Annotated in this window: 19 protein-coding genes; 15 read left to right on the top strand and 4 right to left on the bottom strand. The window is 54.1% G+C overall.

Features of this window, described 5'->3' with window-relative positions; translation table 11 throughout:
* Positions 1 to 237: 237 nt before the first annotated feature.
* The 7 genes from ASE07_RS21770 to ASE07_RS21740 all read left to right on the top strand — a co-directional run bounded on the left by ASE07_RS21770 (position 238) and on the right by ASE07_RS21740 (position 6,313).
* Entirely contained in the window at positions 238 to 612 is a 375-nt protein-coding gene (locus ASE07_RS21770; RefSeq protein WP_057292924.1) for a ribonuclease domain-containing protein, read from the top strand.
* Between the two features lie 71 nt (positions 613 to 683).
* Positions 684 to 1,082: a barstar family protein gene (locus ASE07_RS21765; RefSeq protein WP_057293032.1), complete on the top strand. Its 399-nt coding sequence runs from the start codon at positions 684 to 686 to the stop codon at positions 1,080 to 1,082.
* Positions 1,083 to 1,180: 98 nt separating this feature from the next.
* The gene (gene purN / locus ASE07_RS21760) at positions 1,181 to 1,801 is read left to right on the top strand and encodes a phosphoribosylglycinamide formyltransferase (RefSeq protein ID WP_057293031.1); all 621 of its coding nucleotides are present in this window, start codon (positions 1,181 to 1,183) and stop codon (positions 1,799 to 1,801) included.
* Between the two features lie 15 nt (positions 1,802 to 1,816).
* Positions 1,817 to 3,079, top strand: a complete 1,263-nt coding sequence (locus ASE07_RS21755) for an RsmB/NOP family class I SAM-dependent RNA methyltransferase (RefSeq protein WP_057292923.1) — start codon at positions 1,817 to 1,819, stop codon at positions 3,077 to 3,079.
* Positions 3,076 to 3,663 (top strand): phospholipase D family nuclease, encoded by a 588-nt coding sequence (locus ASE07_RS21750; protein WP_057292922.1) that lies wholly within the window; start codon positions 3,076 to 3,078, stop codon positions 3,661 to 3,663. The genes ASE07_RS21755 and ASE07_RS21750 overlap by 4 nt, the downstream gene beginning before the upstream one ends.
* On the top strand, positions 3,660 to 4,997 hold the full coding sequence (locus ASE07_RS21745; RefSeq protein WP_057292921.1) for a mechanosensitive ion channel family protein: 1,338 nt from the start codon (positions 3,660 to 3,662) through the stop codon (positions 4,995 to 4,997). Before ASE07_RS21750 ends, ASE07_RS21745 begins: the two co-directional genes overlap by 4 nt.
* Before the next feature lie 122 nt (positions 4,998 to 5,119).
* Complete coding sequence (locus ASE07_RS21740) at positions 5,120 to 6,313, top strand: DesA family fatty acid desaturase (RefSeq protein ID WP_057292920.1); 1,194 nt, start codon at positions 5,120 to 5,122, stop codon at positions 6,311 to 6,313.
* Positions 6,314 to 6,563: 250 nt separating this feature from the next.
* On the opposite strand, the gene rpmG is transcribed toward ASE07_RS21740, so the two are convergent.
* The 3 genes from rpmG to radC all read right to left on the bottom strand — a co-directional run bounded on the left by rpmG (position 6,564) and on the right by radC (position 7,806).
* The gene (gene rpmG, locus ASE07_RS21735; RefSeq protein WP_057292919.1) at positions 6,564 to 6,731 is read right to left on the bottom strand and encodes a 50S ribosomal protein L33; all 168 of its coding nucleotides are present in this window, start codon (positions 6,729 to 6,731) and stop codon (positions 6,564 to 6,566) included.
* Positions 6,732 to 6,754: 23 nt separating this feature from the next.
* Positions 6,755 to 6,991: a 50S ribosomal protein L28 gene (gene rpmB, locus ASE07_RS21730; RefSeq protein WP_041296590.1), complete on the bottom strand. Its 237-nt coding sequence runs from the start codon at positions 6,989 to 6,991 to the stop codon at positions 6,755 to 6,757.
* 140 nt (positions 6,992 to 7,131) lie between these two features.
* Positions 7,132 to 7,806, bottom strand: coding sequence for a RadC family protein (gene radC, locus ASE07_RS21725; protein ID WP_057292918.1), 675 nt, complete (start codon positions 7,804 to 7,806; stop codon positions 7,132 to 7,134).
* A 188-nt stretch (positions 7,807 to 7,994) separates the two neighbouring features.
* On the opposite strand from radC, the gene ASE07_RS21720 reads away from it, so the two are divergent.
* The 8 genes from ASE07_RS21720 to maiA all read left to right on the top strand — a co-directional run bounded on the left by ASE07_RS21720 (position 7,995) and on the right by maiA (position 15,385).
* Positions 7,995 to 8,450 carry an FKBP-type peptidyl-prolyl cis-trans isomerase gene (locus tag ASE07_RS21720; RefSeq protein ID WP_057292917.1) on the top strand — a complete coding sequence of 152 codons (456 nt, stop codon included), beginning with the start codon at positions 7,995 to 7,997 and terminating at the stop codon, positions 8,448 to 8,450.
* Positions 8,451 to 9,416: a 4-hydroxy-3-methylbut-2-enyl diphosphate reductase gene (gene ispH, locus ASE07_RS21715; protein ID WP_268793455.1), complete on the top strand. Its 966-nt coding sequence runs from the start codon at positions 8,451 to 8,453 to the stop codon at positions 9,414 to 9,416.
* A 715-nt stretch (positions 9,417 to 10,131) separates the two neighbouring features.
* Complete coding sequence (locus ASE07_RS21710; protein WP_057292915.1) at positions 10,132 to 11,061, top strand: branched-chain amino acid ABC transporter permease; 930 nt, start codon at positions 10,132 to 10,134, stop codon at positions 11,059 to 11,061.
* Positions 11,062 to 11,078: 17 nt separating this feature from the next.
* On the top strand, positions 11,079 to 12,299 hold the full coding sequence (locus tag ASE07_RS21705) for an ABC transporter permease subunit (protein ID WP_057292914.1): 1,221 nt from the start codon (positions 11,079 to 11,081) through the stop codon (positions 12,297 to 12,299).
* A gap of 9 nt (positions 12,300 to 12,308) precedes the next feature.
* The gene (locus ASE07_RS21700) at positions 12,309 to 13,079 is read left to right on the top strand and encodes an ABC transporter ATP-binding protein (protein WP_057292913.1); all 771 of its coding nucleotides are present in this window, start codon (positions 12,309 to 12,311) and stop codon (positions 13,077 to 13,079) included.
* On the top strand, positions 13,079 to 13,804 hold the full coding sequence (locus tag ASE07_RS21695) for an ABC transporter ATP-binding protein (protein ID WP_057292912.1): 726 nt from the start codon (positions 13,079 to 13,081) through the stop codon (positions 13,802 to 13,804). Before ASE07_RS21700 ends, ASE07_RS21695 begins: the two co-directional genes overlap by 1 nt.
* Before the next feature lie 144 nt (positions 13,805 to 13,948).
* On the top strand, positions 13,949 to 14,644 hold the full coding sequence (locus tag ASE07_RS21690; protein ID WP_057292911.1) for a fumarylacetoacetate hydrolase family protein: 696 nt from the start codon (positions 13,949 to 13,951) through the stop codon (positions 14,642 to 14,644).
* 84 nt (positions 14,645 to 14,728) lie between these two features.
* A complete protein-coding gene (maiA, locus tag ASE07_RS21685; protein ID WP_057293030.1) occupies positions 14,729 to 15,385 on the top strand; it encodes a maleylacetoacetate isomerase in 657 nt (218 codons plus the stop codon).
* A 115-nt stretch (positions 15,386 to 15,500) separates the two neighbouring features.
* On the opposite strand, the gene ASE07_RS21680 is transcribed toward maiA, so the two are convergent.
* On the bottom strand, positions 15,501 to 16,352 hold the full coding sequence (locus tag ASE07_RS21680) for a fumarylacetoacetate hydrolase family protein (RefSeq protein ID WP_057292910.1): 852 nt from the start codon (positions 16,350 to 16,352) through the stop codon (positions 15,501 to 15,503).
* Between the last annotated feature and the right edge of the window lie 223 nt (positions 16,353 to 16,575).

The following is a 16,575-nucleotide window of genomic DNA, read 5'->3' as shown; positions in this document are numbered from 1 at the left end:
AAGGAACGAAGCTTTCTTGTAACAAGACGAGCGTGTATCACGGCCGTAAATCGTTTCGCTTTTGATTCTGATGCCCTAATTGAGATGGCTTTCGAATAATATTTGTTGTCAAAGTTTCATGCAGGAAAATTACGTACCACATTTAGAGTATTCAGGGTTGATTCGCATTTAACAAGCAGTTACCCTACGGTATCCGATACCGGAATTGTCAAACCTTCACAACATGGACAGTACCTCATGAACCGGCAGTTGATGAACAGATGGTTGCTGTTTTTCGCAACGCTGTTCTTTTCCCTTCAGTTATTTGCCAAGGGACTGGCCCCGATTGGCATTATTCCTGTTGAGGATTTACCCAGGGAAGGGCGTCAGACGCTGGAACTCATCAAGCGCGGCGGACCTTTCCCCTACCCAAACGACGGCCGCGTTTTCAGGAATTTTGAAGGAGTTTTGCCCAAGCAGAAGCGCGGGTATTATCACGAATTCACGGTAAAGACCCCAGGCGCGCGCAACCGCGGCGCACGGCGCATTGTTTCTGGCGGAGATCCGCAATCGTCGGGCGAGTACTACTATACCGATGACCATTACGACACCTTCCGGCGTATTAAAGAGTAAGAAGCAAGAACATGCTATTCGAGCCATCGCACAGAGAACCCGTGAACCTCATTCCCCGTACCGAGGAAGACATGAGCCTGTTTAAAACCGTGCCACCCAACTTGGTGCAGTCCATCCGCGCATTCCGGGTGACGGAATTGCAGGAAGAGGCCGCGCGTCTTGGTCAGCATTTTCTTTATGCTTATTGCGCCGAGGCAACGACAAAACAGCAAGTATTGGCGTGCATTGCGCAAGCGTTTCATTTTCCCAAACACTTTGGCAAGAATTTCGACGCGCTCAGCGATTGCCTGACCGATCTTCCCTATAAGGCCGGGCCGCAACCGGGCTTTCTGGTCGTGATTGAACAACTTCCGAACACGCCGAAGTTTGACAAGGAAGCGCGCGAAACGCTGCTTGACGTATTCCGGGACGCCGCTGACTTCTGGGCGGAAAAGAAAGTTGCCTTTCGTGTCTTTTATTCTTTCCAGTAGCGGGAGTTTGGTTTTTAACCATTGGAAAGCCGGCCGCGGGCCGGCTTTTTTATTTCATTCAGGTGGGGCAGGTAGGCCGGTACGGTAAAATGCGCGCCATGAAAAATATCGTCATCCTGATTTCCGGACGCGGCAGCAACATGCAAGCCATTGTTCGCGCGGCCAAAGCGGAAGGCTGGCCGTGCCGAATCGCGGCGGTCATCAGTAACCGCGCCGACGCGGAAGGTCTTGCATTCGCGGCGCAGCAAGGCATCGCTACCGAAGTTGTCGTCAGCAAGGATTTTCCATCGCGCGAAGCCTTCGATGCCCAGTTGCAGGCTACGATTGACCGGTTTGCGCCGGATCTCGTCGTTCTGGCCGGCTTCATGCGCATCCTGACTCCCGGCTTCGTCGAGCATTACGCCGGCCGTATGTTGAATATCCATCCGTCGCTGCTGCCGAGTTTCCCGGGCTTGGCCACCCACAGGCAGGCGCTCGCGGCCGGCGTCAAGGTGCACGGCGTAACCGTGCATTTCGTCACAGCGGAACTTGATCACGGCCCTATCGTCGCACAGGCAACAGTGCCGGTACTTCCCGGCGATACTGAAGACACCCTGGCAGGTCGCGTGCTGGTCGAAGAGCATGTGCTTTATCCAAAGGCCGTGCGCTGGTACGTCGAAGGCCGGCTGTCGATTGACAACGGCGTGGTCCATATTGCAGATGCGGCACAACCCGCATAAAGAGAAAGAAATTCCATGAGATTGCACCCAGCGGTCGTAGGCGCCGCCGAAGAGGTTTTGCGCGAAGTATTGCGTTTCACCGGTCCCGCCGACGTCATCATTTCCCGTTATTTTCGCGAACATCCCAAACTCGGCTCGCGTGAACGCAACGCTGTAGCTGAAGGCGTCTATGCGGTATTGCGCAACAAGCTTGCGTATGCGAGTTTCGCCGAATCCGGCCATGGCCCGGCAATGCGCCGGCTGACCTTGCTTGGTTTGGCGGACGCCGTCGGCGTCGACAACCTGGGCAGCCTGTCCGCGGAAGAAACCGAATGGCTGCAACGGATTGCACAAATCGACCGCAACAGTCTGCCGGTGACGCTGCGCGCCAACTTGCCGCAATGGTTGTTTGACAAACTGGTCGAGCGCGACGGCGAAGCGGCAACGCTGGAACTGGCCGAGGCACTTAACCGTCCCGCGCCGCTTGACCTGCGCGTCAATGCGCTCAAGTGGAAACGCGAAGACGTCATCGCCGAACTGGCCAAGGCACCTATCCTGTGCGAGCCCACCCCGTATGCGCCGCTCGGTATCCGCGTCATGAAGAAGCCGGCATTACAAAATCTTCCTCTATTCAAGGAAGGCGCGATCGAGGTGCAGGATGAGGGTAGCCAGTTGCTCGCCCAGATCCTGGGAGCGAAGCGGGGCGAAATGGTGGTGGATTTCTGCGCCGGCGCGGGCGGCAAGACGCTCGCCCTCGGTGCCGCCATGCGAAATACAGGTCGCCTCTACGCATTCGACGTGTCCGAAAAGCGCCTCAGCAAACTCAAGCCGCGACTCGCTCGCAGCGGCTTGTCGAATGTGCATCCGGTCGTGATTGCCCATGAAAACGACGCCAAGGTCAAACGCCTGGTATCGAAAATCGACCGTGTCCTGGTCGACGCACCCTGCAGCGGTCTGGGTACATTACGCCGTAATCCGGATATGAAATGGCGCCAGACGCCGGAATCGATTGTCGAACTCCATGCCAAACAAGTGTCCATTCTCGCCAGTGCCGCGCGGCTGCTCAAACCCGGAGGACGGTTGGTATATGCAACCTGCAGCCTGCTGGATGAGGAGAATGAATCGGTCGCCCAGCAATTCCTGGCTACCCATGAAGGATTTGAACTGGTGCCGATGAAAGATATCCTGGAAGAGCAGAAAGTGGCGCTGGAGATGCAGGATTACCTCAAGCTTTCTCCGCACATCCATCACACCGATGGCTTCTTCGCCGCTGTCTTCGAACGGAAAAAAGCCACCTGATGTACCGCGCCATCGGATTGGTGCTTGCACTTGCACCTGCACTTGCGCTGAATATTCTTTCTCTGGCCTCGGCGGTCGCAGCAACGACTACTGAGGCACCACCGCCCATTGCAGCGCAGGGAACGCTTCAACCGCTTTTCGCACCCTGGGACAATATCGAGGCCGAGATTATCGAAGTGGTCGACGGCGCTCGTCAGCAGGTCCTCGTCCAGGCCTACCTGTTGACCAGCAAGAAAATCGCCACTACGCTTCTCGCAGCGCATCGGCGCGGCGTTGATGTGAAGGTGCTGGTCGATGCCAATCAGCTCGAAAGAGTCGATTCCTCAGTAGCGCCCAAACTTGCCGCTGGCGGTATTCCCGTCTGGCTTGAGACCAAATACCAGAATGCGCACAACAAGGTCATGGTGGTCGACGCTGCCAGTCCGAAGGCGGTAGTCATCACCGGCAGTTTCAATTTCACCTGGACAGCTCAGCACAAGAATGCGGAAAACCTGTTGATTTCGCGAAATAATCCGGCGCTGGCCGCACGCTACGCGAGCAACTGGGAGCGCCACAAAAGCGAGGCAACACCTTACAAGAAATGAAACAAAACCTGCTCTCCAGCCTATTGTCCGACCTCTGGGTCGACCTTTTTGATCCCAACCTGCTCTGGCAACTCATTGCGCTTATCGGAAGTCTGGCGCTTGGGTGGACGCTTGCCCGTGCGCTGCGAGGACGTCTGACGGCGCATGACGTGCAGTTGCGCGTCATGCGCCTGGGTGTGGAAAGCTTTTCTCGCGTACTCGGACCGCTGCTTGCATTGGCGTTCATTGCGCTGTCCAAACTGGTGCTGGAACAGTGGATACATGTCAATCTGTTACGCCTCGCGCTGCCGCTGGCAGGCTCCTTCGCGTTAATCCGCCTGGCTTTCTATGTCTTGCGTCGCGTGTTTGCGCGTGGCGGCGACGCCGGAGCGCTGCTGTTACTGTTTGAAAAAGTATTCGCGACCATCGTTTGGAGTGGCGTCGCACTGTACATCACCGGGCTCTGGCCCGAACTAATCGCTTACCTCGAGCAGACTACGATCCCGGTCGGGCGGCACAAGGCGTCACTTCTGGTCATAACGCAAGCTGCGGCATCGGTGGCGATCACCCTGATGTTCGCGCTGTGGGCAGGGGCGGCACTCGAAGAACGTTTGATGCGGATGGACAGCGTGCATTCTTCCTTGCGTGCTGTGATGGCGCGCATGGGACGTGCTGTCTTGATCCTGCTGGCTGTCTTGATCAGTCTTTCATTGGTCGGCATCGACCTGACAGTGCTGTCGGTGTTTGGTGGTGCGCTCGGCGTTGGCCTTGGCCTGGGTCTGCAGAAGATTGTCAGCAGTTATGTTTCCGGATTCGTGATCCTGATCGAACGCAGCCTCGCCATCGGTGACATTGTCAATATTGACAAGTATTTCGGACAGGTGACACAAATAAACACCCGGTACACCGTGGTAAGGGGCTTTGATGGCATTGAAACGGTTGTTCCAAATGAAATGTTGTTGTCTAGTCCGGTTCAAAATTACTCATTGACAGACCGAAGCCTGCGCCTCGCTACGCGAGTGAGCGTTTCTTATAAAGCGGACATCGAGATGGTGCTCAAGCTGCTTGAAGATACGGCAGGCGGCATTCCAAGGATTTTGAAAGAACCGGCGCCCCAAGGCCTCCTGATCCGCTTTGATGCCGATGGATTTGAGCTCGAGCTGGGCATCTGGATTGCGGATCCGGAGAACGGACGCGGGAATGTACTGTCTGAGTTGAACCGGGCCATCTGGAAAAGTTTTCAAAAACATCACATCGAAGTACCGTATCCACAGCGTGAAGTGCGAATCCTTGATCTGTCTCCTGGAATTGAACCCAGGCTTTCCCCCAAAATGCCCGTCACCGAGGCGCCATAACAGCGTACAATCTGCTGCGAAATGCGGATAGGACCTTGTTTTCCAAGTAAAAACCTCGGTAAATACATGAATAGCAAGAACCCCGATGTATTCAAACTGGAGTAACCATCATCGAAACCACCATGCTTGACGCAGTACTTAACTTTCTCTCCAACGGCCTCTCCGGTGCTTCCGGTTGGGAAATCGTTGCATTTACGTTGATCGCGACGCACATCACGATTGCCGCCGTGACCATTTACCTGCATCGTTGCCAGGCGCACCGCGCGCTCGAGTTGCACGCAATCCCCAGCCACTTCTTTCGTTTCTGGCTGTGGCTGACGACCGGCATGGTGACTAAGGAATGGGCTGCCATTCATCGCAAACACCATGCGAAATGCGAGACCGAAGACGACCCGCATAGCCCTGTCACACGTGGTATCAAGAAAGTTTTTTTTGAAGGCGCCGAACTGTATCGCGCCGAGTCCAAAAACGCCGAAACCATGGAAAAGTATGGTCATGGCACACCTAACGACTGGATCGAGCGCAATCTTTACAGCAAATACAGCTGGCAGGGCGTAGGCTTGATGCTGATTATCGACATCATGCTGTTCGGCGTAGTCGGTCTGAGTGTATGGGCAGTGCAGATGCTGTGGATCCCGGTGACCGCCGCCGGCATCATCAACGGTATCGGCCACTATTGGGGTTACCGGAATTACGACTGTGCCGATGCCGCGACTAACATCTTCCCGATTGGCATCATCATCGGTGGTGAAGAGCTGCATAACAACCACCATACCTTTGGGACTTCCGCCAAACTGTCGTCGAAGTGGTACGAGTTCGATATTGGCTGGATGTATATCCGCATCCTGGAAACAGTTGGCCTGGCAAAGGTCAAGAAGGTGGCCCCGGAGCCAAAATTCAATCGTGAAAAGAGTGTGGCCGACTTTGATACATTGCAGTCCGTTATTGCTAATCGCTATGATGTGATGGCTAAGTATGCAAAATCGGTGAAAAGCGCATGGCATGATGAAGCCGAGCATTTGGCGAGCAAGGGCAAGCTGGAATACAAGCGTCTCAAATCGTCCCGCAAACTGCTGCAGCGTGAGCCGGCCAAACTTGGCGCGCCGCAGAAACAGCAATTGAGCGAACTATTTGCGCATAGCAAAGCATTGCAGACCATGCATGAAATGCGTGTCGAACTCAGTGCTATATGGGAGCGTTCCAACTCCAGTCGTGAGCAGTTGCTGCAGCAATTGCAGGACTGGTGTGTGCGTGCAGAAGCTTCGGGTATCCGCGCTTTGCAGGAATTTTCGCGTCGCCTGCGTAGCTACGCATAAAGTAGCCATATACAAGGGACTGCGTTCCCAATATAAAAACAAGCGGCCCCTCTACTTCAGGGGCCGCTTTCTTTTTGCATGGCGCAAATCCACGACACCTTTGCATTGGGTTTTCTTCTTGCCGCGCCAATTAGTCATCTGCTTTTACATCGCAAAGCGTTCCGCCCAGCTTACCAAAAGACGGAGCGGGAAAAGAAAAAGCCGTTCGATTGAACGGCTTTTTTGTTGCACGACATTGCAAAGGGCAAGATTACTTGATCTTGGTCTCTTTGTATTCAACGTGCTTGCGTGCCTTGGGATCAAACTTCATGATCGCCATTTTTTCAGGCATGGTGCGCTTGTTCTTGGTGGTGGTGTAGAAATGACCTGTACCTGCAGTCGATTCCAGCTTGATTTTGTCGCGGTTAGATTTTGCCATGATAATTTCCTAAAGATGTCCGCTTAGACTTTTTCGCCACGGGCACGCATATCGGCGAGGACGGCGTCGATGCCGATCTTGTCGATAACGCGCAGGCCGGCGTTCGAGAGGCGCAGGGAAACCCAGCGGTTTTCGGATTCAACGAAGATACGGCGGTTTTGCAGGTTTGGCAAAAAGCGACGCTTGGTCTTGTTGTTAGCATGGGAAACGTTGTTGCCGACCATCGGCCCCTTCCCGGTCACTTGGCAAACACGTGCCATGGTTCACTCCTTAAAATATTCCAGATTTGGAAAAAACGAAAGTATAGCCAAAAAAATGTGAATTTTCAATGACTTGCGAAAAACAATTGTGTCTTATATGAATTTACGAGTTTAACATTTTAATTGGCTCGCCTTGCCGGTCAGATTTCACCGTGTTCAGCAAATGAATAAACACAGCTGCCTGCGACCACAAAATGGTCGAGCACCCGAACGTCGACCAAGCCCAATGCCTGCTGCAAAGCCTTTGTCAGCGTGCGGTCAGCATGACTGGGCTCCGGACTGCCGGAAGGATGATTGTGCGCGATGATGACACCGGCTGCATTGTGTGACAGCGCAGCCTTGACGACTTCGCGCGGGTAGACGCTGGTATGCATGAGGCTTCCTCGAAACAGTTCTTCTGCAGTGATGAGACAATTTTTCACGTCGAGGAAAAGCACTGCAAAGGATTCATACGCTTTCTTTGCAAGCATGAGCTGCAGGTATTGACGGACAGCCTCCGGCGAACTCAGGACGTCTCCTCTTTTCAGTTCTTCGCTGATCGAGCGACGAGCGAGTTCAAGTACTGCCTGTAGCTGTGAGAACTTCGCCGGACCAAGCCCGTTCACCAGGGAAAATTGATCTAGCGAGGCGCTAAAGAGACCATGCAGTGACCCGAAATGGATGAGCATGTCACGACCCAGGTCGACCGCACTTTTACCGCTTACGCCAATTCGCAAGAAAACCGCGAGGAGTTCAGCGTCAGAAAGGTGCTGGGCGCCGAAGCGGATGAGTCTTTCGCGTGGACGCTGGTCTTCCGGCCAGTGATTGATTGCCATGTGATTCCGTTTAATGGTGCTTGCAAAGTCAACCCGCGATTATAAAGCGAAAAATTATTAAAATAACAATTTTACATTGTTGGGCGGCCACTTTTATCATCATTCCGGGAAGGCAAACTCCTTTGAGCAAAAGCATTCAGCGCCGTCGTGGCTTACAATAACGGGTTATCTTTTGAGTCAACTATGTCATGCAGAACGCTATCCACCCCGTCGTCACCGAATCCGCTTACCTGACCTTGCACTACCGTCTTGCGGCGATGGATGGAACGAATATCGTCAGTACATTTGAGGACAATCCCGCTACACTGCAACTCGGTACGGGTCAACTTGCGCCGTTTCTCGAGTCATGCCTGATCGGCTTGCCGGAAGGGGTGCACCAAACATTCGAGCTTCCTCCGGAAAAGGCTTTTGGTCCACGTAACCCGGAACTGATCCAGCATGTGTCAAGGGCAACGCTGACTGAGAATTCCAACTTTGGCGAAGAATACGTCATCGGCGATCTCGTTGAATTTTCCGCTCCCAGCGGCGGCCGCTTTGCAGGTATCTTGCGTGCCATTGACGCCGAAACCGCTCTATTTGACTTCAACCATCCGCTGGCCGGACAGCAGCTGAAGTTCGAAGTAAAAATTATTGGCATACTTTAAGTGCGCTCGCGCCTATCGTCTCAAGGACAGAACATGGATAAGGAAATCCTGCTTGCCCAACCGAGGGGCTTTTGCGCTGGCGTAGATCGCGCGATCGATATTGTAGAGCGCGCGCTCCAGCAATTCGGCGCACCTATCTATGTGCGCCATGAGATTGTGCATAACGCGTATGTGGTCGAGGACTTGCGCAGCAAGGGCGCAATTTTCGTCGAAGAACTCGATGAGGTCCCGGCGGGCAACACCGTCATTTTTTCTGCCCATGGTGTATCCAAGGCAGTGCAGGTGGAAGCGAACCGGCGCGGCTTGCGTGTGTTCGATGCAACTTGTCCGCTCGTGACCAAAGTGCACGTCGAAGTCGCCAAAATGCGTCGCGAAGGCCGCGAAATCGTCATGATCGGCCATGATGGTCATCCCGAAGTAGAGGGCACGATGGGCCAGACCGAAGAGGGCATGTATCTGGTTGAGACGGTGGCTGATGTCGAGGCACTGCAAGTGTGCGATCCCGACATGCTCGCGTACGTCTCGCAAACCACACTCTCGGTTGACGATACGGCGGACGTCATTGCTGCGCTCAAGCATAAATTCCCGAACATCGCCGAACCGAAAAAGGCGGACATTTGCTACGCAACCACCAATCGCCAGGAAGCAGTCAAATTCATGGCACCACAGGTGGAAGTCGTTATCGTGGTCGGTAGCCCCAACAGTTCCAATTCCAATCGCCTTCGTGAAGTAGCGCAGAAAAAGGGTGCTCAGGCCTACATGGTAGACAATTCGGCCCAGATCGATCCGGCTTGGCTGGAGGGCAAAAGCCGTATCGGCGTCACAGCGGGCGCATCGGCGCCGGAAGTCCTGGTGCAGGCAGTTATTGACCGTCTAAAAGAGCTTGGCGCGCGGAGCGTGCGACCTTTGCCCGGCGTAGAAGAAAATGTCACGTTCCCTATGCCTAAAGGCTTATCGGTAAATTGAATGAACGTTGCAGAATAAGAAATTACCCTACGGATACCCGGAATTATATTCAGACCCCTCGCTTTTTTTCCATCGATTGTTTTTTCCTTTCCTCGTTATGATTGCTGCCGGCAACGATGGTGATTGAAAAAGAATTCAAAAATTGAATTTGTCAGGTAAAGCAGTTAAAGCTTAGCTTCCTGTAACCCCGACTGTAAATTTTCAAGTACTTTTGTGCCATTTTGGTTATAACGTAAACATTCCTGTCCTTCTTCCGAAACAGTACCTTGTTAAGGTCAGCCAAGTTTACGAAGCTGTCACAGGCATTGATATTTTTTTGAATATAAATCCGTACCCTATGTCATCAGAAGCTGGCGGTTCGCGGCTGATGTCGTTAAATGAAAACAGTCAGCTAATACATTGACGTTTCTTTGGGGAACATGTTGGGTATAATGCCGCCCGACTAGGGTGAAGCTCAAAAGGCTATACAACTATAAAAAGTTTTTACCAAAAACGGGAACAGGAGACACGAATATGAGCATGACTAACGCCCGAGCCACTCGCAAGACCGCGGCATGCCTCTTCCGATAACAATAATTAACGCCAAGCGGCACCCCTGAGGATTTCATCCGGGTGCCGTTTTTATTATCTGAAAAGGTTTTGCTGCATCGCACATTAATTCTTGCAGCGAATTTGTAAAACGATTTGAACGATCCTTATAGAGAGTAGGCAAACTATGGATACCTTTATCCAACAAATCATTAATGGACTAGTGCTCGGTAGTATGTATGCGCTGGTCGCGCTTGGTTACACCATGGTGTACGGCGTCCTTAACCTGATTAACTTTGCTCACGGCGACGTTTTGATGGTGGGTGCCATGGTGGGCGTCACCATCCTCAAGATCGTGCAAACGGTGGCTCCGGACCTGCCGGGTGTCGTCAAGCTTGCCATTGCCATTATCGGAGCGATCCCGGTATGTATCCTTGTCAACGTCATCATCGAGCGCGTCGCCTATCGGCGCTTGCGTAACGCGCCTCGCCTGGCACCGCTGATTACGGCTATTGGTGTTTCGATCCTCCTGCAGACCTTCGCCATGATGATCTGGGGACGCAGCCCGATTCCGTTCCCTCAGGTGATGCCAGCGGAATCCTTCAACGTTGGCGGTGCATTGATCTCGCAGACACAGGTCATGCTGCTTGTGCTCGCTGCCGCAGCGATGACTGGCCTGGTATTGCTGGTTGAACGTACCCGCATGGGGCGTGCCATGCGAGCAACTGCAGAAAACCCCCGTGTCGCCGGACTGATGGGCGTCGACTCCAACAAGGTGATTGTCATGACGTTTGCCATTGGTGCCGCACTTGCCGCTGTCGCCGGCGTGATGTGGGGCGCAAACTACTCTTCCGCACAATTCGCCATGGGCTTCGTGCCAGGTCTTAAAGCGTTCTCCGCTGCGGTGCTTGGTGGTATCGGCAACATTTACGGCGCGATGGTGGGCGGTATTCTGCTGGGTCTCATCGAGAGCCTCGGCGCCGGCTACATCGGCGACCTTACAGGTGGCTTCCTCGGCAGCCACTACCAGGACATCTTTGCATTCATCGTGCTTATCATCGTGCTCACACTGCGTCCGTCCGGCATCATGGGCGAGCGTGTTGCGGATCGTGCTTAAGCGAAAAGGAGAGAACCATGTCGGCACTATTTGACGTCAAACATAACCCGCGCAAGGCTTACACCAGCTTTGCAATTCTTGGCATCGTCCTGATCGCTTTTCCGTTTATTGCGTCCAACTTCGGTAATTCCTGGGTCCGCATTATGGATCTGGCGCTGCTCTATATCATGCTGGCGCTCGGCCTGAACATCGTGGTCGGCATGGCCGGCTTGCTGGACTTGGGTTATATCGCGTTCTATGCACTGGGCGCCTACATGACCGGCCTGCTAGCATCGCCGCAATTCGCTTCTGTGCTCGAGTCATTCGTCAATCAGTATCCATTGATTGGCGACAGCTTGCGATGGATAGTCGGGGAGGAGGCCGCCACAAACGGGATTCACCTGTCGGTCTGGCTGATCGTGCCGCTTGGTGCAGCGCTGGCAGCGTTCTTCGGCGCATTGCTTGGCGCGCCAACCCTGAAGCTGCGCGGCGACTACCTTGCAATCGTGACACTCGGATTTGGCGAAATCATCCGTATCTTCATGAACAACCTGAATGCGCCGGTCAATATCACCAACGGCCCGCAAGGTATCAACATGATCGATCCGATTCGCATTTTCGGTGTGTCACTTGCCGGCGAACCAGGGTCACGCGCGACGGTGTATTTCGGCGAATGGGGCATGCCATCGGTGAACGCCTATTACTTCCTGTTCCTGTTCCTGTGTGCTGTAATTATCTTCATTTCCATTCGCCTGCAGCATTCGCGTCTCGGTCGTGCATGGGTCGCCATTCGCGAAGATGAGATCGCTGCAAAAGCCATGGGCATCAACACCCGCAATATCAAGCTGCTCGCATTTGCCATGGGCGCGTCCTTCGGCGGTGTTGCCGGTGCAATGTTCGCTTCCTTCCAGGGTTTCGTGTCGCCGGAGTCGTTCTCGCTGACAGAGTCCATCGCTGTGCTGGCCATGGTGGTCCTTGGTGGTATCGGCCACATCCCCGGCGTCGTGCTGGGTGGCGTGATTCTCGCTGCCTTACCTGAAGTTCTGCGTCATGTCGTTGAACCGCTGCAGCGTCAGCTGTTTGGCACCGTGCTGATCGACGCTGAAGTGCTGCGTCAGCTGCTTTACGGTCTGGCCATGGTTGTTATCATGCTTTACCGTCCGGAAGGTCTGTGGCCGTCGCCCAAGCATGAAGACCGCATGGACGCAAATGCGAAGAAGCGTCTTGACGACAAAGAACCTGCTGCGCTGGCTGCATAAGGAAAATTCATGAGCGAACAAACAATTCTCAAGATTGCGGGCGTCAATAAGCGTTTCGGCGGCCTGCAGGCGTTATCGGAAGTCAGCATCAAGATTTTGCGTGGCCAGATTTATGGCCTCATCGGCCCGAATGGCGCCGGCAAGACGACGTTCTTCAACGTGATCACCGGCTTGTATCAGGCCGATACCGGGACCTTTGAACTTGGTGGCAAACCTTATTCGCCTTCCGCACCACACGAAGTGGCGAAGGCTGGCATCGCACGGACGTTCCAGAACATTCGCCTGTTCGGCGAGATGTCCGCTGTCGAAAACGTGATGGTTGGCCGCCATGTCCGTACGCATCAGGGCGTGTTTGGTGCGGTGTTCCATCACAAGGCGGCACGCGAAGAAGAAGCGGCGATTCGTCGTCGCGCCATGGAGTTGCTGGATTTTGTCGGTATCAGCCAGTTCGCGCATCGCACTGCGCGTCATCTGTCTTATGGCGACCAGCGCCGCCTGGAGATCGCCCGTGCTCTGGCAACCGATCCTCAGTTGCTGGCGCTCGACGAACCGGCCGCCGGCATGAACGCCACCGAGAAACTCGCGCTGCGTGAATTGCTGGTCAAGATCAAGGCAGAGGGCAAGACAATTCTGCTGATCGAACACGATGTGAAGTTGATGATGGGTCTCTGCGACCGCCTTACGGTTCTCGATTACGGCAAGCCAATTGCAGAAGGCGTGCCGGCCGAGGTGCAAAGCAACCCGGCAGTTATCGAGGCGTATCTGGGAGGAGGGCATTAATGAACGAAAATATTCTGAAGGTCAGCGGTCTCAAAATCGCTTACGGCGGCATTCAGGCTGTCAAAGGCATCGACCTGGAAGTCAATAAAGGTGAACTGGTTACGCTCATTGGTGCCAATGGCGCTGGCAAGACCACAACGCTGAAGGCAATTACCAATACGCTGCCAGGTTGCAAGGTTGAAGGACAGATTCATTACACCGGCCAGCCGATTCAAGGCACGACATCGTTCTCTCTGGTCAAGAAGAATCTTGCTATGGTGCCGGAAGGCCGTGGTGTCTTCACCCGCATGACCATCCAGGAAAACTTGCTCATGGGTGCCTATATCCGTGATGACAAGGCCGCTATTCAGGCTGACATCGACAAATGGTTCAGCGTGTTTCCGCGCCTGAAGGAGCGCTCATCACAACTCGCCGGCACTTTGTCCGGCGGTGAGCAGCAAATGCTGGCAATGGCTCGTGCGCTGATGAGCCATCCGAAGCTGTTATTGCTGGACGAGCCATCGATGGGATTGTCGCCAATCATGGTGGAAAAGATTTTTGAAGTCGTTCGCAACGTGTCTGCACAAGGCGTCACTATTTTGCTCGTTGAGCAGAACGCGAAGCTTGCATTGCAGGCCGCCCATCGCGGCTATGTGATGGACTCCGGGCTCATCACCATGAGTGGTAACGCGAAGGATATGCTGAACGATCCTAAGGTCAAGGAAGCTTACCTCGGCGAAGGCTGATTCTTTCTGCTTGTCATTGACAAAAACCGCCTTGTTCGATTCATCGACAAGGCGGTTTTTTTATTACTGATCCACACATGCAGACCGGCGAAGGCATGCGTCGGCAAGCAATGGCATAATCTGCCAAACACCTAGGAGACAGCTATGCAATTTGCCATACCCCAACCTTCAATTCCCACCGTTCCTGTTGCCGGCAGTGAGTCCGTCTTTCCAGTTCATCGTATTTACTGCGTTGGCCGTAACTACGTTGAGCATGCAAAGGAAATGGGAGGAACGGGCAGAGAGGCGCCATTCTTTTTTATGAAGCCCGCGGATGCCGTGCTCCCGGTGCCAGCCGGCACGATAGGGGAAATGCCCTATCCCGGCATGACAAACGATCTGCACCACGAAATCGAGTTGGTTGTAGCCATTGGTAAAGGCGGTTCGAACATCGCAGCAGCCGATGCGATGCAATACGTCTGGGGATATGCAGTTGGTCTCGATATGACGCGTCGCGATTTACAGGGTGAAGCAAAAAAACAGGGGCGTCCGTGGTCAACCGGCAAAGGCTTCGACAAGTCCGCGCCGATCGGCCCGATCTACCCGGCCGCACAGGCCGGTAATATTGCACATGCCTCGATCCGCCTCCAGGTCAATGGGGCAGCGCGCCAGCAAAGTAGTATTGAAAAGCTGATCTGGAATATCTCTGAAACGATCGAACATCTGTCCAAGTATTTTGCGCTGCAACCGGGTGACCTTATCTTTACCGGCACACCGGAAGGCGTAGCCGCCGTCAAGCAAGGTGATGTACTGGAAGGAGCGATTGACGGCCTTGGCGAACTCAAGGTCAAGATTGTCTAAAGATTCTGTCGATTCAATCCTCGCTCTGGTCGCATGGCCGATCCATGCCGGCGACCACCCGCCAACCTGAAATCGGGATATCGCGTGAAGTTATACAGTTACTTTCGCAGTTCAGCATCCTACCGTGTCCGAATTGCCCTCAACCTGAAGGGCCTTGCCTACGAGACCTTGCCGGTACATCTTTTGAAAAACGGTGGAGAGCAGCTGACACCGGAATACCGGAAGCTGAACCCTGACGGTTTAGTACCGGTGTTCGTGGATGAGCTCGCTGACAATTCAGTGGCACTGACGCAGTCTCTCGCAATCATCGAGTATCTCGACGAAACGCATCCACAGCCTCCGCTATTGCCCCAGAGTCCATTGGGCAAAGCCTTTGTACGCAGCATCGCCTTGTCGATCGCTTGCGATATCCATCCTATTAACAACCTGCGGGTATTGCGCTACCTGGTGCGTGATCTGAAGGTCAGCGAAGACGACAAGAACGCCTGGTATCGGCACTGGTGTGAACAAGGGCTTGCCGCGATTGAGCAAACCCTGTCGACGGATAAACGCGTTGGGCGTTTTTGTTATGGTGATGCGCCAACATTGGCTGATTGCTGCCTGGTTCCACAGATCGCCAACGCACAGCGGCTCAACAGCGACCTATCGAAGATGCCTACCGTCATGCGCATTCATGATGCCTGCATGGCGTTGGACGCGTTTGTTAATGCGTCTCCCGCCAAACAACCAGACGCGGAATAGGCCTGCATCGGTTGTGCAAACTTACGTAACCGCCTATTGGACATGCAATTTCAAACAGGGCAGGAGAGTGTCAGCATGCCTCCATGCATAAGAAATCCGGAGGCATGCGGCACAATTAAGGCGCTTGGAAAGCGATCACCTCTTGTCGCTGCTCCCCGAGGCCATGGATCCCCAATGTCATGACGTCACCCCGCTTCAGGAAGCGCGGTGGTTTCATGCCCATACCGACGCCGGGAGGCGTACCCGTTGTGATGATGTCGCCTGGCATCAGCGTCATGAAACGGCTGACATAGCTGACAATCTTGGCGACCGAAAAAATCATGGTTTTCGTGTTACCCGTCTGCACGCGCTCACCGTTCAGGTCGAGCCAGAGTTCAAGGCGCTGGGGGTTGGGCACTTCATCCTTGGTGACGAGCCATGGACCAACGGGGCCGAAAGTGTCGCAACCCTTGCCTTTATCCCATTGTGTTCCGCGCTCCAGCTGATATTCACGTTCCGAAACGTCATTGACGACGCAGTACCCTGCAACGTAGTCAAGGGCATCCTTTTCGGATACGGAGCGTGCAACTCCGCCGATGACGACGCCAAGTTCTACTTCCCAGTCCGATTTCTTGGAGCCCTTCGGTAGCATGACCGGATCATCGCCTCCGCACAACGACGTAATGGCCTTCATGAAGATGATCGGTTCCTTGGGAATCGGCATTCCGGCCTCCGCCGCATGGTCTGAGTAGTTGAGACCGATTCCGATGAACTTTCCAACGCCACTCACCGGAACCCCACGCCTCGGCGCACCGCGTACAAGGGGTAATTTCGCTGGGTCAAGTTTGGCAAGTCGCGCCAGCATTTTTGGGGAAAGCTGTTCAGGTCCAATGTCGTTCACGATGGCTGACAGATCGCGCAGTCGTCCCTGGTCATCGACCAGTGCGGGTTTTTCCTTGCCAATGCGGCCATAGCGCGCCAGTTTCATGCAATCTCCTTGTTGTGTTTTACCTGCGAACCTGCACGCAGGCTGATAGGGGAGTTGGCAATATATGCGGGCGAGGAAAGCTTGTCCACAGTTCGGCACTGGCCGGAGGCGTCACTGTGGGGACTACACGGTTTGCCGTGTCTCGACCATTTTGTCGTGACTGGGCGTTATTCCGGATCAGGCAGGGCACTATTCTTAACGATCTGGATAGCCTGCCTTTAAA

The sequence above is a fragment of the Noviherbaspirillum sp. Root189 genome (genome assembly GCF_001428545.1).
Classification (GTDB): domain Bacteria; phylum Pseudomonadota; class Gammaproteobacteria; order Burkholderiales; family Burkholderiaceae_D; genus Noviherbaspirillum.
Note: the sequence above shows the minus strand (reverse complement) of the source record. Positions and strands in the feature narration are given on the sequence as shown.